Source organism: Streptomyces sp. NPDC094032 (assembly GCF_040303965.1).
Lineage (GTDB): Bacteria > Actinomycetota > Actinomycetes > Streptomycetales > Streptomycetaceae > Streptomyces.
In genome coordinates this window covers 264,911-285,072 of sequence record NZ_JBEOUE010000007.1, presented here as the reverse complement: position 1 = coordinate 285,072, position 20,162 = coordinate 264,911, and the positions used below count along the sequence as shown (strand labels likewise).

Annotated in this window: 22 protein-coding genes; 9 read left to right on the top strand and 13 right to left on the bottom strand. The window is 72.4% G+C overall.

The annotated features are described in order from the left end of the window. Positions 1 to 6 precede the first annotated feature (6 nt). The 3 genes from ABTZ54_RS13705 (at position 7) to ABTZ54_RS13695 (ending at position 2,027) form a co-directional block, all read left to right on the top strand. Complete coding sequence (locus ABTZ54_RS13705) at positions 7 to 894, top strand: AraC family transcriptional regulator (RefSeq protein WP_351661583.1); 888 nt, start codon at positions 7 to 9, stop codon at positions 892 to 894. A gap of 96 nt (positions 895 to 990) precedes the next feature. Further along, positions 991 to 1,722 carry an AzlC family ABC transporter permease gene (locus tag ABTZ54_RS13700; protein WP_351661580.1) on the top strand — a complete coding sequence of 244 codons (732 nt, stop codon included), beginning with the start codon at positions 991 to 993 and terminating at the stop codon, positions 1,720 to 1,722. After that, on the top strand, positions 1,719 to 2,027 hold the full coding sequence (locus ABTZ54_RS13695) for an AzlD domain-containing protein (RefSeq protein WP_351661578.1): 309 nt from the start codon (positions 1,719 to 1,721) through the stop codon (positions 2,025 to 2,027). Before ABTZ54_RS13700 ends, ABTZ54_RS13695 begins: the two co-directional genes overlap by 4 nt. Positions 2,028 to 2,063: 36 nt before the next feature. Here ABTZ54_RS13695 and ABTZ54_RS13690 read toward each other — a convergent pair whose 3' ends face one another. Beyond that, positions 2,064 to 2,984, bottom strand: a complete 921-nt coding sequence (locus ABTZ54_RS13690; protein WP_351661575.1) for a hypothetical protein — start codon at positions 2,982 to 2,984, stop codon at positions 2,064 to 2,066. A gap of 79 nt (positions 2,985 to 3,063) precedes the next feature. Between ABTZ54_RS13690 and ABTZ54_RS13685 the strand changes: the two genes are divergently transcribed. The 4 genes from ABTZ54_RS13685 (at position 3,064) to recX (ending at position 6,467) form a co-directional block, all read left to right on the top strand. Further along, on the top strand, positions 3,064 to 3,258 hold the full coding sequence (locus ABTZ54_RS13685) for a DUF3046 domain-containing protein (RefSeq protein ID WP_351661572.1): 195 nt from the start codon (positions 3,064 to 3,066) through the stop codon (positions 3,256 to 3,258). Positions 3,259 to 3,307: 49 nt separating this feature from the next. Next, a complete protein-coding gene (locus ABTZ54_RS13680) occupies positions 3,308 to 4,564 on the top strand; it encodes an AI-2E family transporter (RefSeq protein WP_351661570.1) in 1,257 nt (418 codons plus the stop codon). A 192-nt stretch (positions 4,565 to 4,756) separates the two neighbouring features. Then, the gene (recA, locus tag ABTZ54_RS13675) at positions 4,757 to 5,896 is read left to right on the top strand and encodes a recombinase RecA (RefSeq protein WP_351661567.1); all 1,140 of its coding nucleotides are present in this window, start codon (positions 4,757 to 4,759) and stop codon (positions 5,894 to 5,896) included. Positions 5,897 to 5,900: 4 nt separating this feature from the next. After that, positions 5,901 to 6,467 (top strand): recombination regulator RecX, encoded by a 567-nt coding sequence (recX, locus tag ABTZ54_RS13670; RefSeq protein ID WP_351661564.1) that lies wholly within the window; start codon positions 5,901 to 5,903, stop codon positions 6,465 to 6,467. A 24-nt stretch (positions 6,468 to 6,491) separates the two neighbouring features. Here the strand turns inward: recX and ABTZ54_RS13665 are convergent, their stop codons facing one another. The 8 genes from ABTZ54_RS13665 to ABTZ54_RS13630 form a co-directional block, all read right to left on the bottom strand. Then, positions 6,492 to 6,935: a rhodanese-like domain-containing protein gene (locus tag ABTZ54_RS13665; RefSeq protein ID WP_502997243.1), complete on the bottom strand. Its 444-nt coding sequence runs from the start codon at positions 6,933 to 6,935 to the stop codon at positions 6,492 to 6,494. Beyond that, positions 6,932 to 7,462 (bottom strand): cupin domain-containing protein, encoded by a 531-nt coding sequence (locus ABTZ54_RS13660; RefSeq protein WP_351661562.1) that lies wholly within the window; start codon positions 7,460 to 7,462, stop codon positions 6,932 to 6,934. The genes ABTZ54_RS13665 and ABTZ54_RS13660 overlap by 4 nt, the downstream gene beginning before the upstream one ends. A 76-nt stretch (positions 7,463 to 7,538) precedes the next feature. Further along, complete coding sequence (locus tag ABTZ54_RS13655; protein ID WP_317852217.1) at positions 7,539 to 7,610, bottom strand: putative leader peptide; 72 nt, start codon at positions 7,608 to 7,610, stop codon at positions 7,539 to 7,541. Positions 7,611 to 7,657: 47 nt separating this feature from the next. Continuing rightward, a complete protein-coding gene (locus ABTZ54_RS13650; RefSeq protein WP_351661560.1) occupies positions 7,658 to 9,307 on the bottom strand; it encodes an FAD-dependent monooxygenase in 1,650 nt (549 codons plus the stop codon). A 161-nt stretch (positions 9,308 to 9,468) separates the two neighbouring features. Beyond that, positions 9,469 to 10,386, bottom strand: coding sequence for an amino acid ABC transporter permease (locus tag ABTZ54_RS13645; RefSeq protein ID WP_351661557.1), 918 nt, complete (start codon positions 10,384 to 10,386; stop codon positions 9,469 to 9,471). Beyond that, on the bottom strand, positions 10,383 to 11,030 hold the full coding sequence (locus tag ABTZ54_RS13640; protein WP_351661554.1) for an amino acid ABC transporter permease: 648 nt from the start codon (positions 11,028 to 11,030) through the stop codon (positions 10,383 to 10,385). Before ABTZ54_RS13640 ends, ABTZ54_RS13645 begins: the two co-directional genes overlap by 4 nt. A gap of 138 nt (positions 11,031 to 11,168) precedes the next feature. Next, a complete protein-coding gene (locus tag ABTZ54_RS13635; protein WP_351661551.1) occupies positions 11,169 to 12,086 on the bottom strand; it encodes a glutamate ABC transporter substrate-binding protein in 918 nt (305 codons plus the stop codon). A gap of 54 nt (positions 12,087 to 12,140) precedes the next feature. Then, the gene (locus ABTZ54_RS13630; protein WP_351661549.1) at positions 12,141 to 12,926 is read right to left on the bottom strand and encodes an amino acid ABC transporter ATP-binding protein; all 786 of its coding nucleotides are present in this window, start codon (positions 12,924 to 12,926) and stop codon (positions 12,141 to 12,143) included. 320 nt (positions 12,927 to 13,246) lie between these two features. Here ABTZ54_RS13630 and ABTZ54_RS13625 point away from each other — a divergent pair, with 320 nt between their 5' ends. After that, positions 13,247 to 13,951 carry a response regulator transcription factor gene (locus tag ABTZ54_RS13625; RefSeq protein ID WP_351661546.1) on the top strand — a complete coding sequence of 235 codons (705 nt, stop codon included), beginning with the start codon at positions 13,247 to 13,249 and terminating at the stop codon, positions 13,949 to 13,951. Positions 13,952 to 13,969: 18 nt separating this feature from the next. Next, on the top strand, positions 13,970 to 15,397 hold the full coding sequence (locus tag ABTZ54_RS13620) for a sensor histidine kinase (protein ID WP_351661543.1): 1,428 nt from the start codon (positions 13,970 to 13,972) through the stop codon (positions 15,395 to 15,397). Here ABTZ54_RS13620 and ABTZ54_RS13615 read toward each other — a convergent pair. The 4 genes from ABTZ54_RS13615 to ABTZ54_RS13600 form a co-directional block, all read right to left on the bottom strand. Then, positions 15,376 to 16,374: a TAXI family TRAP transporter solute-binding subunit gene (locus ABTZ54_RS13615; protein ID WP_351661541.1), complete on the bottom strand. Its 999-nt coding sequence runs from the start codon at positions 16,372 to 16,374 to the stop codon at positions 15,376 to 15,378. The two genes, ABTZ54_RS13620 and ABTZ54_RS13615, sit on opposite strands and share 22 nt — an antisense overlap. A gap of 113 nt (positions 16,375 to 16,487) precedes the next feature. After that, a complete protein-coding gene (locus tag ABTZ54_RS13610) occupies positions 16,488 to 17,672 on the bottom strand; it encodes an RCC1 domain-containing protein (protein WP_351661538.1) in 1,185 nt (394 codons plus the stop codon). A gap of 40 nt (positions 17,673 to 17,712) precedes the next feature. Then, the gene (locus ABTZ54_RS13605; RefSeq protein ID WP_351661535.1) at positions 17,713 to 18,885 is read right to left on the bottom strand and encodes an RCC1 domain-containing protein; all 1,173 of its coding nucleotides are present in this window, start codon (positions 18,883 to 18,885) and stop codon (positions 17,713 to 17,715) included. Between the two features lie 17 nt (positions 18,886 to 18,902). Further along, positions 18,903 to 20,117, bottom strand: a complete 1,215-nt coding sequence (locus ABTZ54_RS13600; RefSeq protein ID WP_351661532.1) for an RCC1-like domain-containing protein — start codon at positions 20,115 to 20,117, stop codon at positions 18,903 to 18,905. Positions 20,118 to 20,162: the final 45 nt, after the last annotated feature.

The following is a 20,162-nucleotide window of genomic DNA, read 5'->3' as shown; positions in this document are numbered from 1 at the left end:
GGGGGCATGGCGAGCGGCGACGCGGGGCACGGGCGCGCGGCCCGGGAACACGGGGCTCCGGGCGAGCGGGTCGCACGCGGCGAGCGGGCGCGGTACTGGCGTCCGGCCGGGCTGCCGGGCGTGGACCTGCTGCACGCCCACTACGTCCGCAAGGAGTTCTCCCGGCACACCCACGAGAGCTTCGTCTTCGCCGCGATCACCGAGGGCGTCGAGGCCTTCCACTACGGCAGCGACCTCGTGCGGGCAGGGCCCGGCCAGATCGCCCTGGTCAACCCCGACACCCCGCACACCGGGCACGCGGGGGTGCCCGAGGGCTGGACCTACCGCACGATCTACCCGGACGCCGAGCTGGTCGCCGCCATCGCCGCCGACATCCTCGCCGTCCGGGGCTCCGTCGGCTTCGTGGCGCCGGTCGTCGACGATCCGTACGCGGCGCGGCTCGTCGTCGGGGTGCACCGGGCCGCCGAGGAGGGCAACGCGCTCGCCGCCGACAGCCTGCTGCGGCTGGTCACCGCGCGGATGCTGCGCAGCCACGGCGGCCGCGTCCCGCCGCTGGCCCCCCGCGCCGCCGGAGCGCGCGACGCGGCCCGCGCACGGGCCGTCCTGGAGGAGCGGATGGCCGATCCGCCGACCCTGGAACAGCTCGCTGCCGAGCTCGGCACCAGCCCCTTCGCGCTGCTCAGGGCCTTCCGGGGCGCCTACGGCATGCCGCCGCACACCTGGCTGACCGACGCGCGCGTCCGGCGGGCCCGGCGCCTCCTGGACGCGGGCACGCCCCCGGCGCAGGCCGCCGTCGCCGTCGGCTTCACGGACCAGCCCCACCTCAACCGGCACTTCACCCGCAGCGTGGGCGTGCCCCCGGGCGCGTACCAGCGCGCGCGGGGGACGCGGTAGCGGGAGAGCGAGGGCGCTGCCCGGCAGGCGCCCGCCCGCGCGGCGCCGCAAGAACGTACAAGACGCGCCCCCGCCCCCGCCCGTACCGTCCCTGACGTGGCAGAACAGACAGCACCCCCGGACATACGCGACGAGACGGCACCCCCCAAGAGCGACGCGGCCGTCGTCCGCGACGCGCTCGGGGTCGGGATCGCCGTCGGTCTCTCCGGCTTCGCCTTCGGCGTGACCTCGGCCGGATCGGGCCTGAGCCTGCTCCAGACCTGCGCGCTCAGCCTGCTGGTCTTCACCGGCGCCTCGCAGTTCGCCCTGGTGGGCGCGCTCGCGGCGGGCGGGAACCCGTTCACGGCCGCCGCCGGGGCCTTCTTCCTCGGCACCCGCAACGCGTTCTACGGCCTCCGGCTCAGCCGGCTCCTCGCGCTGCGGCGGGCCGCCCGGCCGTTCGCCGCGCAGTGGGTGATCGACGAGACCACCGCCGTCGCCCTCGCCCAGCCGGACCGGCGGGCCGCGCGGATCGGCTTCACCGTCACCGGACTGACCCTGTACGTGCTGTGGAACCTCACCACGCTGCTGGGCGCGCTCGGCGCGGAGGCCATCGGCGACACCGGCGCGTGGGGCCTGGACGCCGCCGGGCCCGCCGTCTTCCTCGCTCTGCTCGCGCCCATGCTGAAGTCGGCCACCGAACGCGCCACCGCGGCCCTCGCCGTCCTGCTCGGCCTCGGGCTGCTGCCGGTCCTGCCGGCCGGTGTCCCGGTCCTGGCCGCCGCGCTCGCCGCGCCCGCCGTGCTCTGGTTCCAGGGCCGCCGCGCGGGCGGGAAGGAGACCCGATGAACGTCTGGCTCGCCATCGGCCTGACCGCGGCCGGGTGCTACCTGGTCAAACTGCTCGGCCTGCTCGTGCCGGCCGACACCCTGGAACGCCCGCTCGTCCAGCGCCTCTCGGCCCTCGTGCCGGTGGCCCTGCTCGCGGCGCTCACCGCCCAGCAGACCTTCAGCAGCCAGGGCGCCCTCACGCTGGACGCCCGGGCCGCGGGCCTCGCGGCGGCGGCGCTCGCCCTGGTGCTGCGCGCGCCCTTCCTGGTGATCGTCGGCGCGGCGGTGCTCGTCACCGCCGGGGTGCGGGCGCTGGGCGGCTGAACCCGGCGCCCGCGAGGGAACCCTGCGCCCGCGAGGTCAGATCGCCCGGCCGTGCGCCCGCAGCGTCCGCAGCGCCTCCACCGTCACGATCGGACGCCATTCCAGGGCGGTGCCCGGCGCCCACTGCCGCCAGTTGATCGGCCAGCCGCCGTCCTCCTCCTGGCTCGCCGCGAGCCGGTCCAGGGAGCGGGACATCTCCTCGTCCGTGAACCAGCGGCGGGCCAGCGAGTCCGGGACGCGCGCGTAGTCGTACGGATAGTGGTGCTCTCCAGGCGCGTACCCGTCCGCCACCGGGAAGTCCTCCGGCCGGTCCGGGTCGAGGACCGCGAGCCGCTGCTCGCGCACCAGGCGCCCCAGCCGGTCGCTCGCCGCCTGGGCCCGGGAGCGGTCCGGGACCCCGTCGAGGAAGGCGACGGCCGCCTGGACCTCGTACGGATGCGACTTCTCCAGCGACTCGACGGCGGACCAGCAGAACTCGGTGGCCCGGAACAGCCAGGCGTGCCAGACCTGGTTGCGGTGGAGCAGTCCGACCACGGGGCCGGTGGAGAGCAGCGCGCCGGGCGGCGCGTCGACGACGGGTACGAACGGGGCCGCGGGGTAGCCGCGCTGCGAGGGGTGGATCGCGGGCAGGGCGCCCTGGTGCGTCGACACCTCGGTCAGATAGCGGCAGATCCGCTCGACGCGCAGCCCGCCGCAGCGGCCGATCGAGTCGAGCACCCGTAGCGCGTGGGCGGTGTGCAGCGGTTGGCTGACCGGGCCGCGCAGGTCGGGTTCGAGGGCGTGGCCGTAGCCGCCGTCCTCGTTGAGATAGGCGGTGAGCGCGGCCTCGACCGGGTCGGCGCCGCCGCGCAGGAAGTGGTAGGCGAACCGGCGCTGTTCGAGCACGCGGGCGGTCAGCCAGACGAAGTGCTCGGCCCGAGCGAGGGGGGAGGCGTTCTCTGGAGGGTATCCGGCCATGTTCCGACCGTAGGGCGCGAACGGCGTCTGACAAGGGCTTCGGCCCGGGCTGCACCCTTGAGAGCGCGATACTGGGCTCATGCGGTTGACGATTTTCTGGGAGCGGATGGCCGACCACTTCGGTACGGGCTATGCCGAGAGCTTCGCGAAGGACCATGTGATGGCCGAGCTCGGCGGCCGTACCGTGCGCGAGGCGCTGGACGCGGGCTGGGAGGCCAAGGACGTGTGGCGCGCGGTCTGCTCGGCCGTCGGCGTACCGGCCGAGAAACGATGATGTGACGACCCCTGGCCGGAATGTCCGGACAGTGCGCGAGACTGGCGGGGTGGCCACCGACGACGCGAACGACGAGAACCGTGATGACCGTGATGACCGTGCCGATACCGTCGGCACCCACGGCACCCCTGCCGAGGGCGCCCCGGCGCCCGCCGCGGCGCCCGGCGCGAGGATGCCGCGCTGGCTGCCACGCGCCCTGGTGCTCGCCCTCGCCCTCTACGCCTGCTTCCAGCTCGGCAGCTGGGCCTTCCACCAGCTGGTCGGCCTGCTCGTCAACATCCTGCTCGCCTTCTTCCTGGCGCTCGCCATCGAGCCGGCCGTGGGGCGCATGGCGGCGCGCGGCATGCGCAGGGGACTCGCCACCTTCATCGTCTTCTTCGGCGTCCTCGTCGCGAGCGTCGGCTTCGTCGTCCTGCTCGGCTCGATGCTCGCCGGGCAGATCGTCGACATGGTCGAGAACTTCCCCAAGTACCTCGACTCCCTGATCAACTGGACCAACCAGCACTTCCACACCGAGCTGTCCCGGGTCGAGGTGCAGGACAGCGTGCTGCGCTCCGGCTGGCTCCAGAAGTACGTGCAGAACAGCGCCTCCGGCGTCCTGGACGTCTCCGCCACCCTGCTCGGCGGTCTGTTCAAGCTCCTGACGATCTTCCTGTTCTCGTTCTACTTCGCGGCCGACGGGCCCCGGCTGCGCCGGGCGCTGTGCTCCGTGCTGCCCCCGGCCCGCCAGACCGAGGTGCTGCGAGCCTGGGAGATCGCCGTCGACAAGACGGGCGGCTACCTCTACTCGCGCGGCCTGATGGCGCTGATCTCCGGGGTGGCGCACTTCGTGCTCTTCGAGATCCTGGGTGTGCCGTACGCGCCGGCGCTCGCCGTCTGGGTCGGTCTGGTCTCGCAGTTCATCCCGACCATCGGCACCTACCTGGCGGGCGCGCTGCCGATGCTGATCGCGTTCACCGTCGACCCCTGGTACGCGCTGTGGGTGCTGGTGTTCGTCGTGGTCTACCAGCAGTTCGAGAACTACATGCTGCAGCCGAAGCTGACCTCCAAGACGGTGGACATCCACCCGGCGGTGGCCTTCGGCTCGGTGATCGCGGGCACCGCGCTCCTCGGCGCGGTCGGCGCCCTGATCGCCATCCCCGCCGTCGCCACGCTCCAGGCCTTCCTGGGCGCGTACGTGAAGCGGTACGACGTGACGGACGACCCCCGGGTGCACGGCCACCGGCGCTACGGCGAGGCTGTCGTCGCCCGCCTCCAGAAGGCCCTCCACCACAAGAAGGAGCCGGTGGACTCCGGCCGCGGCTAGCCCTCGCGGCCCCGGCGTGGTGCGCTTGACATCAAAATCGAACATCCATTCTCATGAAGGTCACGGCCTTGGAATCACGGGGTTCTCGCCGAGTTGTCCACAGGCTGGAAGGGACGCCGGGGCCCATTGTCAGTGGCAGGGGTTAGCGTCTTTCACATGAAGCGATCGACTCAAGCAAACCGGGTGGAACCCATGGCAGGAACCGACCGCGAGAAGGCGCTCGACGCCGCACTCGCACAGATTGAACGGCAATTCGGCAAGGGTGCCGTGATGCGCATGGGCGAGCGCTCGAGGGAGCCGATCGAGGTCATCCCGACCGGTTCGACCGCCCTGGACGTCGCGCTCGGCGTCGGTGGCCTGCCGCGTGGCCGTGTCGTCGAGGTCTACGGACCGGAGTCCTCCGGCAAGACGACCCTGACCCTGCACGCCGTCGCCAACGCGCAGAAGGCCGGCGGCCAGGTCGCCTTCGTGGACGCCGAGCACGCCCTCGACCCCGAGTACGCCAAGAAGCTGGGCGTCGACATCGACAACCTCATCCTGTCCCAGCCGGACAACGGTGAGCAGGCCCTTGAGATCGTCGACATGCTGGTCCGCTCCGGTGCCCTCGACCTGATCGTCATCGACTCCGTCGCCGCGCTCGTCCCGCGCGCGGAGATCGAGGGCGAGATGGGCGACTCGCACGTGGGTCTGCAGGCCCGCCTGATGAGCCAGGCCCTGCGGAAGATCACCAGCGCGCTCAACCAGTCCAAGACCACCGCGATCTTCATCAACCAGCTCCGCGAGAAGATCGGCGTGATGTTCGGCTCGCCGGAGACCACGACCGGTGGCCGCGCCCTGAAGTTCTACGCCTCCGTGCGGCTCGACATCCGCCGCATCGAGACCCTCAAGGACGGCACGGACGCGGTGGGCAACCGCACCCGCGTCAAGGTCGTCAAGAACAAGGTCGCGCCCCCCTTCAAGCAGGCCGAGTTCGACATCCTCTACGGCCAGGGCATCAGCCGCGAGGGCGGCCTGATCGACATGGGCGTGGAGCACGGCTTCGTCCGCAAGGCCGGCGCCTGGTACACGTACGAGGGCGACCAGCTGGGCCAGGGCAAGGAGAACGCCCGTAACTTCCTGAAGGACAACCCCGACCTCGCCAACGAGATCGAGAAGAAGATCAAGGAGAAGCTGGGCGTCGGCGTGCGGCCGCAGGAGCCCTCGGCCGAGCCGGGCGCGGACGCCGCGAGCGGCCCGGACGCGGCGGGCGCGGCGGACTCCGCCGACGCCAAGTCCGTCCCGGCACCGAGCAAGGCCGCCAAGGTGACCAAGGCCACCACGGCCAAGAGCTGAACCGGTGACCGGCCGCACCGAATGGCCGGACGACAGCTCCCCCTCGTCGAGGGCCGAGAAGGAGCTGTCGTCCCAGGACCCGGCTGAGCGGGCGCGGGCGATCTGCCTGCGCCTGCTCACCGGGACCCCCCGCACGCGCAAGCAGCTCGCCGACGCCCTGCGCAAGCGGGAGATCCCTGACGAGGTCGCCGAGGAGGTCCTCTCCCGCTTCGAGGACGTCGGACTCATCGACGACGCCGCCTTCGCCGGGGCCTGGGTCGAGTCCCGGCACCACGGCCGGGGCCTCGCCCGCCGGGCGCTCGCCCGCGAGCTGCGGACCAAGGGCGTCGAGGCCTCGCTCATCCAGGAGGCCGTCGACCGGCTCGACTCCGACCAGGAGGAGGCCCGGGCCCGCGAGCTCGTCGACCGCAAGCTGCGGGCCACCCGGGGCCTGGAGCGCGACCGGAGGCTGCGCCGCCTCGCCGGGATGCTGGCCCGCAAGGGCTACCCGGAGGGCATGGCCCTGCGGGTGGTCCGCAGGGCTCTGGAGGAGGAGGGCGAGGACACCGACGGCCTGGACGAGCCCTTCTAGGGCCAGGGCCAGGGCCCGGCGCCCTCAGCGGCTCGGGGGCGACCCCGTCGCCGGCAGCAGGACCGGCAGGCCCGCCGCCTTCCACGCCTGGAAGCCGCCGATGACGTCCGTCGCCCGGTGCAGGCCCAGCCGGCGCAGGGACTCGGCGGCCAGCGACGAGGCGTAGCCCTCGTTGCAGAAGACCACCACGCGCAGATCGTGGCTGTACGCCTGGGGCGCGCGATGGCTGCCCAGCGGGTCGAGCCGCCACTCCAGCTCGTTGCGCTCCACGATCAGCGCGCCCGGGATCAGGCCGTCCCGCTCGCGCAGCGCCGCGTAGCGGGTGTCGACCAGGAGCGCGTCATCCGCCTCGTACGCCTCGTAGGCCGTCCGCGCCTCGATGCGGTCGAGGCCCGCCCGTACCCGCTCAAGGAGTTCGTCGATGCCGACGCGCTCGCCGGCCGTCCCGCCGGTCGTCTCCTCGCTCACTGCCAGTCCTCCGGACGCTCGACCTGCTCAAGACGGAGCACCGGGCCCGACCGGCTGAAGCGCCGGATCAGCGGGAGCGGCGGATAGTAGGCGTGCACCGAGACCGCGTGCTCGGTGCCGGACTCGTTGAGGACCTCGTGCACATGGTGGCGGCCGAAGGCGCGGCCCCGTCCCGCCGGGAGTTCACGGCGGCGGTCCACCCCGTCGGCCAGCTCCAGGTTCTTCCAGCCGCCGGCCGGCAGCCGTACCGCCAGGGAGTTCTCCTTCAGGGCCCCCCGCGCGGTGGCGAAGGCGCCCAGCGACTCGGCGTGGTCGTGCCAGCCGGTGCCCGTCCCGGGCGGCCAGCCGATGAGCCAGGCCTCGCTCCCGCCGGGCCCGTCGAGCCGCACCCAGGTGCGGCCCTCCGGGTCCAGGGGCAGCGAGGCGATCAGTGCGTCGTCGGCGGCCGTGCGCCGGACGAAGTCCAGCAGATCGGCCGCGGTGGGGGAGCCGGAAACGGGCGTGGGGGCGTGCTGTGTCTGCGACACGGGGGACCGTCCTGAGGGTTCGCGAAAGCGCGCACGACCGGGCGGGCGCGCGAAGAAGCGGAAGAGGGAGGCGAATTCAGCAGGACGGGCGACACATGCAGCCCGCGTAGCGGACCAGGTCCATATGGACCCTCCGCCACAGGCGCACATCGGTGTCGGTCACGTTCCGGAGTACACCATGTGCGCCTGCGAGGGTCAATTGACGTCCGCTGTGCGGTCGCTGTCCGTGGACACGTCCTCGACGGCCGGGCCGCCACCGCGTACCGCGTCCGCCGCGGCGTGCAGCTCCTCCGGGCGCACCCCGGCGAAGGCGGCGGCCAGGTGCCCGTCCGGGCGGACGAGCAGGACGGCGTGGGCCGGGGCGCCCGGGTAGCCCTCCGTCACCAGCAGCTCGGCGGGGGCCGGCAGCGCGTCCACCGCCTCGGCGAGCCGCGGCATCACGCCCGCGCTCATCCAGTGCCGCCGGTCCCACACCCCGGTCCCCGGGGCGACCAGCACGACGAGCAGCCGCCCCTGCCCGAGCCGGTCCCGCAGCCGCACCGTCGTCCCGTCCGGGGCCGTCACCCGGACGTCCTCCGCCGGGGCCCCGTCGGGCGTGCCCACCGGGATCCGCCCCTCGGACGCCGGCGCGGCCAGCGGGGAGTGCGGATAGGCGGGCGGCGCGCCCAGCGGGCCGCGCCCCAGGTGCCCGTCGGTCAGCAGGGCTTCGTGAGCGCGTCCGCCGCCCGGGAGGTAGCCGCGCAGGCCCCCGCCGCCGCGCAGCACGGGCAGTGACTGGTCGGCCGCCCGCAGCCGGGCGGCGACGGCCGCCCGGCGCTCGCTCTGGTAGCTGTCGAGCAGGACGGGCGGGGCGTCCCGGTGGTGCCAGGAGTGGGCCAGCTTCCAGGCCAGGTTGTCGACGTCCCGGAGCCCCTCGTCGAGCCCCTGGGTGCCGACCGCGCCGAGCAGGTGCGCCGCGTCCCCGGCGAGGAACACCCGGTCGACCCGCCAGCGCCGGGCGAGCCGGTGGTGCACGGTGTGGACGCCGGTGTCGATCAGGTCGTACGCCGGGGTGGTCCCCTCGCACCAGCCGGCCAGGGTGTCGCGGATGCGGGTGACGAGCGCGTCGGGGGTGACCAGGTCGCCGCGCGGCGGCAGCAGCCAGTCGATCCGCCACACCCCGTCGGGCAGCGGCCGGGCCGCGATCTCCTCGCCCGCGCCCCGCCACGGCGGCTGACGGTGCAGCAGGGCCTCGCCTGCCCAGGGGAGTTCGGTGCGAAGCGCGGCGACCGCGTGCCGCTCCACCGCCGTACGGCCGGGGAAGCGCACCCCGAGCAGCTTGCGCACGGTCGAGCGGGCGCCGTCGCAGCCGACCAGATGGCTGCCCCGCCACCAGGTGCCGTCCGGCCCCCGGGTGCGCGCGCCGACCCCGTGCGGGTCCTGCTCGACCGCGTCGACGCGGGCGTCGGTGACGAGGGTGATCAGCTTCTGGCGGGCGATGGCGTCGCGCAGGCCCCGGGTCAGGGCGTGCTGGGGGATGTGCAGGGGCGCGGGCGGGCCCTCGGTCCCGTCCGCCGCGCCGGCGTCGCCGGAAAGCCCCAGGTCGAGGGCGACGCGCCGGGTCTGCTGCTTGCGCCGCAGGGAGCGCCAGCCGACCCAGCGGACCCCCTCGTCACGGAGTGTGGCGCAGCCGAGCCGCTCCACCAGGGCGGCCATGTCGGCGCGCAGCACGACGGTGCGGGCGGGCCGTGGCTCCTCCCTGCCCGAGGTCTCGTCGAGGACGACGCTCGGCACGTCCTGGGCGGCCAGGGCGAGGGAGAGCGCGAGGCCGACGGGCCCCGCGCCCACGATGATCACCGGGTCCACGGCGTCGCTCCTGAGGGCCGTACGGTCATGCGGGTGTCACAGCGGAGTGTGGCGCGGGCCCGGAGCTTGATCACACAACGTATGCAACCCACTGCGGGTGCGTGCGTCAAGCGACAGGGGCAGCGGCGGTCGCCACTGCCCCCGGATGATGTCACATGCCGTCAGTTCTTCGTGCTGCCAGGGCCGTCGGCGGGTCCGGTGGCGCGGCCGGCTTCCAGCTCCGCCTCCAGCTCGGCCTCGCTGCCCGGGGCCTCGGCCGGGGCGACGGTGATGCCGGTCCTGGCCCGGCGGCCGCGCTTCTCGATCCAGGTGGCGAGAGCGGAGAGCGCCAGGCACAGCGCGATGTAGATGACGCCGAAGACCACGATCACGGAGACGTACGGGTACTGGCCGTTGACCAGGGTGTTGGAGGCGATCAGCTGGGCCGAGTAGAGCAGCTCGGGGTAGAGGATCATGTAGCCGAGCGAGGTGTCCTTGAGGGTCACCACCAGCTGGCTGATGATCGTCGGCAGCATGGCCCGGACCGCCTGCGGCAGCAGGACGCTGGTCATCACCTGGGTCTTGCTCATGCCGAGCGCGTACGCCGCCTCGCGCTGTCCGCGCGGTACCGCGTTGACCCCGGCCCGCAGCACCTCGGCCTGGACGCAGCCGTTGTAGATGGACAGGCCGAGCGCGAGCGCCCACATCGAGTAGTCGGTGAGGAACGCGACCCACACCGCGTAGATGGTGATCAGCAGCGGCAGCGAGCGGAAGACCTCGATGAAGCCGGTGGCCACCCAGCGGACCGGCTTGTGGTCGGAGAGCCGGGCGACGGCGAGCAGCACGCCGAGGACGAGCGAGCCGACCGCCGCGAGACCGAAGGCCTTCAGGGTGGCGAGCAGCGCGTCGGCGATGTTCTGCCGGATGCCCGAGTAGTTGAAGATGTCCCACATCTCGGGGGCGAGGTGCCCCTTGTCGTTCAGCCGCATCACGCTGACGGCGAGCAGACCGAGGATGAGGAGGGTGCCGACGACGGCGTAGATCCGGTTGCGGACGCGGGCCTTGGGGCCGGGCGCGTCGAAGAGAACGCTGGCGCTCATCGGGCGACCTCCATGGTGCGCTCAAGGAGACGGAAGAGACCGCTGATGGCGAAGGTGATGACGAGGTAGGCGATGGCGACCCAGAAGAAGACCGGGGCGATGGCGTAGCCCTGCTCGCTCATCAGCGTCTGCCAGCCGAAGAGTTCGGTGACGCTGAAGGCGCCGGCGATGGCGGAGTTCTTGGTCAGCGCGATGAAGATCGAGCTCAGCGGGGGCAGCACGGTCCGGGTGGCCTGCGGCAGCACGATCAGCCGCAGCGTCTGCGAGAAGCTCATGCCCAGCGAGCGGGCGGCCTCGGCCTGGCCCAGCGGCACCGTGGAGATGCCGGAGCGGACGGCCTCGCAGACGAACGAGGAGGTGTAGAAGCCCAGCGCGAGCGAGGCGAGCACGAAGGGGCTCATGCCCGGGAAGAGGATCTCCGGGACGACGAAGAAGAAGACCAGGAAGAGCAGGGTCAGCGGGGTGTTGCGCAGCAGCGTCACCCAGGCGGTGCCGAAGAAGCGCAGCGGGGGGACGGGGGAGACCCGGAAGCCCGCGATGACGACGCCGAGGACCAGGGCGATGACCGAGCTGACGGCGGTGATCGACACGGTTCCTATGAATCCGTCGCGGAACTCCGGGAAATGGTCGAGCAGTACGTTCATGAGGACTCCGCGTCGGCAGTCAGCGGCAGGAGGGCAGCGGGGCGGCGGGCTTACGGGCAGGGGGCTTACGGGCAGGGGGCGGGGGCGCCCCGCCGCGCGCCGGGTCGGCGGCGGGCGGGGCGCTCACGCGCGGGCGGATCAGTAGCGCACGACCGCCGGCGGCTCGGTGTAGGCGGAGCCGGAGAGGCCGAGGGTGGCCTCGTAGATCTTCTTGTAGGTGCCGTCCTTCTCGAACTTCTCCAGGACGTCGTTCACCTTGTCGCGGAGGACCTTGTCCTCCTTGCTCATGCCGATGCCGTAGGGCTCCTCGGTGAACGGCTTGCCGATGACCTTGAGCTTGCCCTTGTTGGCGGCGGCGTAGCCCTTGAGGATCGAGTCGTCGGTGGTGACGGCGTCGACCTGCTTGGTGAGCAGCTGCTGGACGCAGTCGGAGTACTTGCCGAGCTCGACGGTCTCCGCGCCGTACTGCGGCTTCTTGATCTCCTGGAGCGGGGTGGAGCCCGTGATCGAGCAGACCTTCTTGCCCTTCAGGGTCTCCGGGCCGGTGATCGCGGTCTCGTCCTTGCGGACCAGGAGGTCGGCGCCGGCCTTGTAGTACGGGCCCGCGAAGCCGACCTGCGCCTTGCGCTTGTCGTTGATCGTGTAGGTGCCGACGTAGTAGTCGACCTGGCCCGTGGAGATGGCGGTCTCGCGGAGCTTCGAGTTGACGGTCTTCCACTCGATCTTGTCGGGGGAGAAGCCGAGTTCGGCCGCGATCATCTTCGCGATCTCGATGTCGAAGCCGGAACGCTCCTTGGTGGCCTGGTCCTCGAAGCCGAGGTACGGCTGGTCGGCCTTGGAGCCGATGATCAGCTTGCCGCGCTCCTTGGCCTTCTTGAAGACCGGGGAGTTCAGGTCCACACCGCTCGCGACGGCGTACGTGGGCAGCTTGGGGGCGGCGGCGTCGCCGGGCTTCGTGGCGGGCTTGTCGCCGGCCGAGCCCTCCTTGCCGCCACAGGCGGTCGCGGTCAGGGCGAGTACGGCGACGGCCACGGCCGCGGTCTTGCGGAGCTTCATCGTGAACATCCCTCAGGTCGTGGGTAGTTGATCGTCAGTGTCCGGCGGGCGGCGTCAGTGGTGCAGGATCTTCGACAGGAAGTCCTTGGCCCGGTCGCTGCGCGGGTTGCTGAAGAACGCGTCGGGCGTGGCCTGTTCGACGATCTTTCCGTCGGCCATGAAGACCACGCGGTTGGCGGCGGAGCGGGCGAAGCCCATCTCGTGGGTGACGACCACCATCGTCATGCCGTCCCGGGCCAGCTGCTGCATGACCTCCAGGACCTCGTTGATCATCTCCGGGTCGAGCGCCGAGGTCGGCTCGTCGAACAGGATGACCTTCGGGTCCATCGCCAGCGCGCGGGCGATGGCCACCCGCTGCTGCTGGCCGCCGGAGAGCTGCGCCGGGTACTTGTCGGCCTGGGTGCCGACGCCGACCCGGTCGAGCAGCGCGCGGGCCTTGGTCTCGGCGGCCTTCTTCTCCGTCTTGCGGACCTTGATCTGGCCCAGCATGACGTTCTCCAGCACCGTCTTGTGCGCGAAGAGGTTGAACGACTGGAAGACCATGCCGACATCGGCCCGCAGCCGCGCCAGCTCCCTGCCCTCCTGGGGCAGCGGCCGGCCGTCGATGGTGATGCTGCCGGAGTCGATCGTCTCCAGCCGGTTGATGGTGCGGCACAGCGTGGACTTGCCGGACCCGGAAGGCCCGATGACGACCACGACCTCGCCGCGGGCGATGGTCAGGTCGATGTCCTGCAGCACGTGCAGCGCGCCGAAGTGCTTGTTCACGTCGGACAGCACGACCAGGTCGTCCGCGGCCGGTACGGCGTCCTGGGAACCCTTGGTCACTGACACTCCGCTCATCGGCTTCTGGCTCCGTCCTGCTCGGTTGGGGAGGACACTAGAGACCGGGTGCGACGACCGTCATCACATCTGAGCGAAGTTTGAGGATAACGATCCGGTCGCACGCGGGCACGCAGGGTGAAGAGGGCGGCCGGTGCCGTACCGGGTGCATAACGGAAACACCCGTGTGACGGGGGGAAACTTGACGGCGCCCGTGGCCATCGGCGTTCATGCCCTGGTACACAGATAGTCATCGCGCGTTGCCGGGAGACCCGCCGAAGGGCTCATCAGGAGCACCGCGAAGCGACCGGAACCGATCGAAGAGATCACGGAGGAGGGCCATGAGACTGCTGCTCGTCGAGGACGACGACCACGTCGCCGCCGCGCTCTCCGCGATCCTCGCCCGGCACGGCTTCCAGGTCACCCACGCCCGCAACGGCGAGGAGGCGCTCCAGGCCGTCCTGCCCGCCGCGCACGGCGAGCGCCCCTCGTACGGGGTGATCCTGCTCGACCTCGGCCTGCCCGACCAGGACGGCTACCAGGTCTGCGGGCGGATCCGGAAGCTCACCGCCACCCCCGTGATCATGGTGACCGCCCGCGCCGACGTACGGTCCCGGATACACGGCCTCAACCTCGGCGCCGACGACTACGTGGTCAAGCCCTACGACACCGGCGAGCTGCTGGCCCGTATCCACGCGGTCAGCCGGCGCACCACCGGCGGCGAGGACGGCGCCGGAGCCGCCGAGGACAGCACCCTGCGGCTCGGGCAGGTCACCATCGAGCTGCCCACCCGCCGGGTCAGCGTCGACGGCGACGCCGTCGCCCTCACCCGCAAGGAGTTCGACCTGCTCGCCCTGCTCGCCCAGCGGCCCGGCGTGGTCTTCCGCCGCGAGCAGATCATCAGCGAGGTCTGGCGCACCAACTGGGAGGGGACCGGCCGCACCCTGGAGGTGCACGTCGCCTCGCTGCGCTCCAAGCTGCGCATGCCCGCCCTGATCGAGACCGTGCGGGGCGTCGGCTACCGCCTGGTCGCGCCCGCCGCGTAACCCCGGACCCGCCGGCACGTGCGCACCCGACTCCTCCCGCTCCTCATCGTCCTGATGGCCGGCGTCCTGCTGGCCCTCGGCTTCCCGCTCGCCGCCAGCCTCGCCGCCTCCGAGCAGCAGCGGGTCGTCGTCGACCGGCTGGACGACGGCGCCCGGTTCGCCGCGCTCGCGCAGTTCGTCGGCCCGACCGTCATCGGCCCCGACGAACGCCGTACCACCCTCAGCGGCGAACTCGCCAGCTACCACGACGTCTACGGCATCCGGGCCGGCATCTTCTACCGCAACAACCGTGCGATGGCCGCCGCCCCCGAGGACTGGGTCGTACCGTACGAGGGGGAGGGCAGGCGCGCGTTCAACGAGGCCCTGCTCGGCCGCCGCAGCCACGATCCGCCGCAGGTCTGGCCCTGGCAGGGCGACGCCCGGCTCATCATCGCCTCCCCGGTCGTACGGGACGGGGACGTCGTCGCCGTCGTCGTCACCGACTCGCCCACCGGGCAGCTGCGCACCCGCATCCTGCACGGCTGGCTGCTGATCTTCGTCGGCGAGGCGGCGGCCATGCTGCTCGCCGTCGGGGCGGCCTTCCGGCTCACCGGCTGGGTCCTGCGCCCGGTCCGGGTCCTCGACGCCGTCACCCACGACATCGCCACCGGCCGCATGAAGTCCCGGGTCGCCGCCACCGGCGGGCCGCCCGAACTGCGCCGCCTGGCCCGCTCGTTCAACGAGATGGCCGACAACGTCGAGGACGTCCTGGAACAGCAGCGGGCCTTCGTCGCCGACGCCTCCCACCAACTGCGCAACCCGCTCGCCGCGCTGATGCTGCGCATCGAGCTGCTCGCCCTCGAACTGCCCGAGGGCAACGAGGAGATCGCCTCCGTGCGCACCGAGGGCAAGCGGCTCGCCCAGGTCCTCGACGACCTGCTCGACCTCGCGCTCGCCGAGCACGCCGACGCCGATCTGCGGCTCACCGACATCGGGGCGCTCACCGCCGAGCGGATCGCCTCCTGGCGGCCGGTCGCCGACGAGAAGGGCGTGACGGTCGTCGCCCGCACCGTCCCCGTCACCGCGTGGGCGGATCCGGTGGCGCTCTCCAGCGCCCTCGACGCGGTGATCGACAACGCGCTGAAGTTCACCCCGGCCGGCGAGGACGTCACCGTGGACGTCGCGCTGAGCCCCGGCGGCCGGACCGTCGCCGTGACCGTCGCCGACCACGGCCCCGGACTCACGGACGAGGAGCTGGAGCGGGTCGGCGACCGCTTCTGGCGCTCGACCCTGCACCAGAACATCAAGGGCTCGGGCCTCGGCCTCTCCATCGCCCGGGTCCTGCTCGCGGCCGGCGGCGGCGCCGTCGCCTTCGCCCGCAACGAGCCGCACGGTCTGAAGGTGACCGTCACCGTGCCCCGGAACGAGCCGCGCGGCCCCGGACCTCAGGGCTTCACGGAGCGGTAGTACCGCCGGGCGCCCTCGTGCAGGGTGAGCGGCTCGGTGTAGACCGCGGTCCGCAGGTCCACCAGCTGCGCCGGGTGCACCTGGCCGCCGATCCGGTCCCGGCTGCCGATCACGGTCCGGGTGAAGCCCTCCACCAGGTCCGGGTCGGCGGCGTCCGTGGTGACCAGGATGTTCGCCACCGCCAGGGTGTCCACGGGGTTGCCGTCCTGGGCCAGGCCGTAGGCGTCGGCGGGGATCACCGCGGAACGGTAGTAGCGGGTGGACTCGCCCACGTCGTGCAGGCTGTCCACCAGGGTGGCGTCGAGCGGCACGAGCCGGACCGGGAGACGCTCGGACAGCTCCTGCACGGCCGAGGTGGGCAGCCCGCCCGACCAGAAGAACGCGTCCAGCTTCTTGTGCTCCAGGAGGCCCGGCATGGTGTCGATGCCGGCCGAAACGGGCCGGATGTCGACGTCCGGGGTCAGCCCGGCCGCCGCCAGCACCCGGTCGGCGATCAGCCGCACACCCGAGCCCGGCTGCCCGACCCCGACCCGCAGCCCGCGCAGATCCGCCACCGACTGCACGTCCGAGCCCTTCGGCACCACCAGCTGGACGTAGTCGTCGTAGAGCCGGGCGCAGCCGCGCAGCCGCTCGAAGCCGGGCTTGCGGTCCCGCTGGTACTGGGCCACGGCGTCCGCCGTCGCCACCGTGAAGTCGGCCTCGCCGGACGCCAGCCGGGCCAGGTTCTGCTGGGAGCCCTCGCTGTTCCTCAGCGTGATCGAGACATCCGGCAGATCCTTGGCGAGCGCCTGCTTGAGCAGCACCCCGTACCGCTGGTACACGCCCGTGGGCACTCCCGTACTGAAGGTGACATGCCCGCTCGGCGCCTTCGCACCGAGCGGAGCCAGCCACCACACCAGGGTGCCCACCAGCACCAGGAGCGCCGCCGAGACCTGGAGGACACGGCGGCGGGCGGTACGGGTGAGCACGGGGAGCATGGCGCGATCCTGCCAGCTCGGTCCCCGTCCTGGCCAGGGCGGTCCCGGCCGGGGGACGGGGAGCGAGCGGGCGGTGGCGCTCGGTGTCGGCGGGTCGTCCGCTCGGTACGGCCTCAGTAGGCGAAGCCGGACTTCCCGGTCATCGTCGTCGTGACGTGCGAGATCTGGCTGCCCGGCGGCAGCGCGCTCGTCGTCGCCGTCCCCGTCGTCCCGGTCGTGGTGCCGTCGCCGAGCTGGCCGACGTCGTTCGCGCCCCAGCCGACCACCGAGCCGTCGTCGAGCGCGGCGAGGGTGAAGTTGAGGCCGCCCCCGATCTCCTGGACGCCCTTGAGCTGGTCGAGGACGACCGGGGTGGTGCGGTTGGCGGTCGTACCGTCGCCCAGCTGCCGGTCGGTGTTCTTGCCCCAGGCGGCCACGCTGCCGTCGTCGAGGATCGCGAAGGCGGTCGCGTTGGTGGCGAAGACCGAGGCCACGGCGTCCAGGTACGCCACGTCGACCGCCTTGTTGCTGTCGGCGACGCCGTCGTTGCCGAGCTGCCCTTCGGCGCCCTTGCCCCAGGCCTTCACCGTGTTGTCGGCGGTGAGCGCGAGGACGTACTCGCAGCCCACGGCGATGGCCTCGACGTCCTCGACGTTCGGGACCTTCTGCGGGGTCTCGCGGGTGGTGTTGTTCTCCGTGCCCAGGCGCCCGTTGTCGCCCTTGCCCCAGGTCCAGACGGTGCCGTCCTGGCGCAGCGCCACGCTGAAGTCGCAGCCCGCGCCGACGTCCTTCACCTTGTCCAGGCTCTGCACGGGGATCGGGTTCTTGTACGGGTTGGTGGTGTCCTGGCCGGTGCCGAGCTGCTTGGAGGCGTTGCTGCCCCAGGCCAGGACCCGGCCGCCCTTGACGGCGAGGACGTGGTTGAGCCCGGCCGAGACCGCGCTCACGCCGGTGAGCCCGGTGACGGTGGCGGGGAAGCTCTGGGCGGTGGTGGTGCCGTTGCCCAGCTGGCCGGTGGTGTTCGCGCCCCAGGACTTCACGGTGCCATCCTTCAGGAGGGCGACGGCGAAGGGGTTGGCGGCGGTGCCGGTGCCGCCGCCACCGCCCGAGACCTTGCGGACGTCGTCCCGGGTGATGCCGGTGACGGCGGCCGGGGTCTGCTGGGTGAGCACGGAGCCGTTGCCGAGCTGGCCCTGCGCGTTCTCGCCCCAGCCGCGGACCCAGGGGTCGGTGCCGGCGGCGGAGGAGGGCAGGGTGTTCAGGGTGAGCGCCGCCAGGGACAGGGCGGCGAGGAGGGGGAGACGCAGGGGTGGGGTCATCTGCGTGCCTTTCGGTGTCGTGGGGGAGTGGCCCGTCGGGTCAGTACGCGTAGCTCGTCCGCCAGGGGAGGGCGGCGGGTACGCGCGTGGTGCCGCTGCCCGGAGGCAGGGCGGTGACGGGGGACAGCGACGAGGTGGTGGTGCCGTCGCCGAGCTGGCCGACGGTGTTGTCGCCCCAGGCGACGACGGACTGGTCGTCCAGGACGGCCACCGTGTGCTTCCAGCCCGGGGACAGGGCCTGTACGCCGGTGAGCGCGGGGAGCGGCACGGGGGTGGTCCGGTCGGCGGTGCTGCCGTCGCCGAGCTGGCCCGACCCGTTCGCGCCCCAGGCGCGTACACCGCCGTCGTTCAGTACGGCGAAGCTCTGGTACCAGCCGCCGTACAGGGCGGTGACGTCCTCCAGGAGCTTCACGTCCACGGGCGAGGGGCTGTTCTCGGTGCTGTCGTTGCCCAGTTGCCCGTTGGTGTTGCGCCCCCACGCCTTGACCGTCCCGTCGGCCGTGAGGGCCAGGGAGTGGTGACAGCCGGCGGCCAGGGCCACGATGTCCGTGAGCCCCGGCACCCGCTTGGGGGTGTTCGCGTCGCTCAGGGAGCCGATGCCGAGCTGGCCGCTGTTGTTCTGGCCCCAGGACCAGACCGTGCCGTCCTGCCGCAGGGCGAGGGCGTGGTTGCAGCCCAGGACGATGTCCGTGACCTTGCTCAGACTCTGTACGAGTACGGGCTTCACGGCCGGGGCGTCCGGGGCCCCGCCGTTGCCCAGTTGACCGGAGGCGTTGACGCCCCAGGTCCACACCCGGCCGCCGCGCACGGCGGCGGCGAAGCCGTTGCCCGCGCCGACCTCCGAGACGCCGGAGAGCCCGGCGACGGCGGCGGGTGCGGGCCGGTTCACGGTGGTGCCGTCGCCGAGCTGCCCGTTCGCGTTGGCGCCCCAGGACTCGACGGTGCCGTCCTTGAGGAGGGCCACCGCGAAGTCGGTGGAGGTGCCGCCGCCCCCGGTCGCCAGCTCCCGGAGGTCGTCGCGGCGGATGCCCCGGACGGAGGACGGCGTCTGCTGGTCGAGCGTCGAGCCGTTGCCGAGCACGCCGGAGCCGTTCAGGCCCCAGGCCCGTACCCATGGATCGGTCGGCTCGGCGTGCGCCGGGGCGACGACGCCGCCGACGGCGAGGACGGCGGCCAGGGCGGCGGCCGCGCTCACGAGGGAGCGGTACGTCATCACGTACGCACCCCCGCTCAGTACGCGTACGTCGTGTTGCCGCCCAGGGAGACCGCGACGTTCTTCACCTTCGAGCCCTCGTTGAGGATCCTCACCGACTCGAAGCGGGACACGGTCGTGCCGTTGCCGAGCTGACCCTCGCTGTTGTTGCCCCAGGTGAAGACGTCATCCGCGGTCACCGCGACGCCGTGGCGCGCGCCGGCCGCGAGGTGCTGGACGCCCTCCAGTCGCGGGATCTCGACGGGGGCCGTGCGGTTGGTGCGCGAGACGTTGTCGCCGAAGGCCTCGTCGCCCTCCAGGAGTTGGCCGTACTGGTTGTTGCCCCAGCCCCAGACGTGGCTGTCGCTGGTCTTCACGTAGTTGTGGAAGGCGCCCGCCTCGATCTCGGAGACGCCCTCCAGCCAGTCGACGTCGACCGGGACGGTGGAGGACTTGGTGCTGGAGTTGCCGAGCTGGCCGTAGAGGTTGTAGCCCCAGGACTTCACGGTGTCGTCGGCGGTCAGCGCGAGGGCGTGGTAGCAGCCCGCGTCGATGGACACGATGTTCTCCAGACCGCTCACCAGCCGGGGTACGGAGCTGGTGGCGCGGCTGCCGTTGCCGAGCTGGCCGTGGATGCCGCGGCCCCACGCGTACACCTTGCCGTTCTCCAGGAGCGCCAGGCTGAAGTCGCAGCCGGCCGAGATCTGCTTGACCTTCGGCATGCCCTGGACCCGGTCGGGGACCGTGCGGCTGTCGCCGGTGCGGTTGTTGCCGAGCTGGCCGTAGGAGTTGTCGCCCCAGGAGTAGACCTGGCCGCTGGTGTCCAGGGCGAGGGCGTGCTTGCCGCCCGCCGCGATGTCCTTGACGTTGGCCAGGCGCGGGACGATCGTCGGCACGGTCTGGTTGTCGTTGCCGCCGTTGCCCAGCTGGCCCGAGGAGTTGTGGCCCCAGGACTTCACCGTCTTGTCGGTGCGGGCGAGCGCGAACGAGTCGGCCGACGAGGTGCCGCCCGCCGACATCTGGTCGACGTCGCCGCGGAAGAGGCTGGTCACCGAGGTCGGCGACAGGCTGTCGTTCAGGGTGCCGTTGCCGAGCTGTCCGGTGCGGCCGGCGCCCCAGCTGAGCACGGTCGGATTGCCCTCGTTGGCGGTGGCCACGGGGGCCAGGGCCGGCACGGCGGCGAGCGCGGCGACGACGGTCAGCCCGCGCAGGGCGTGCCAGGAACGGCGTAGCGATCGGGACGATCGGGACATGGGTCTGCTCTCCTTCGTGGGGGACGTACGGGGGAGCGGGTGGCC

Excerpts from the sequence above, each read along its gene's own strand:
- ABTZ54_RS13705 (WP_351661583.1), top strand. The coding sequence starts at position 7 with ATGGCGAGCGGCGACGCGGGGCACGGGCGCGCGGCCCGGGAACACGGG.
- ABTZ54_RS13695 (WP_351661578.1), top strand. The coding sequence starts at position 1,719 with ATGAACGTCTGGCTCGCCATCGGCCTGACCGCGGCCGGGTGCTACCTG.
- ABTZ54_RS13690 (WP_351661575.1), bottom strand. The coding sequence starts at position 2,984 with ATGGCCGGATACCCTCCAGAGAACGCCTCCCCCCTCGCTCGGGCCGAG.
- ABTZ54_RS13685 (WP_351661572.1), top strand. The coding sequence starts at position 3,064 with ATGCGGTTGACGATTTTCTGGGAGCGGATGGCCGACCACTTCGGTACG.
- recA (WP_351661567.1), top strand. The coding sequence starts at position 4,757 with ATGGCAGGAACCGACCGCGAGAAGGCGCTCGACGCCGCACTCGCACAG.
- ABTZ54_RS13645 (WP_351661557.1), bottom strand. The coding sequence starts at position 10,386 with ATGAGCGCCAGCGTTCTCTTCGACGCGCCCGGCCCCAAGGCCCGCGTC.
- ABTZ54_RS13640 (WP_351661554.1), bottom strand. The coding sequence starts at position 11,030 with ATGAACGTACTGCTCGACCATTTCCCGGAGTTCCGCGACGGATTCATA.
- ABTZ54_RS13635 (WP_351661551.1), bottom strand. The coding sequence starts at position 12,086 with ATGAAGCTCCGCAAGACCGCGGCCGTGGCCGTCGCCGTACTCGCCCTG.
- ABTZ54_RS13630 (WP_351661549.1), bottom strand. The coding sequence starts at position 12,926 with ATGAGCGGAGTGTCAGTGACCAAGGGTTCCCAGGACGCCGTACCGGCC.
- ABTZ54_RS13625 (WP_351661546.1), top strand. The coding sequence starts at position 13,247 with ATGAGACTGCTGCTCGTCGAGGACGACGACCACGTCGCCGCCGCGCTC.
- ABTZ54_RS13615 (WP_351661541.1), bottom strand. The coding sequence starts at position 16,374 with ATGCTCCCCGTGCTCACCCGTACCGCCCGCCGCCGTGTCCTCCAGGTC.
- ABTZ54_RS13610 (WP_351661538.1), bottom strand. The coding sequence starts at position 17,672 with ATGACCCCACCCCTGCGTCTCCCCCTCCTCGCCGCCCTGTCCCTGGCG.
- ABTZ54_RS13605 (WP_351661535.1), bottom strand. The coding sequence starts at position 18,885 with ATGACGTACCGCTCCCTCGTGAGCGCGGCCGCCGCCCTGGCCGCCGTC.
- ABTZ54_RS13600 (WP_351661532.1), bottom strand. The coding sequence starts at position 20,117 with ATGTCCCGATCGTCCCGATCGCTACGCCGTTCCTGGCACGCCCTGCGC.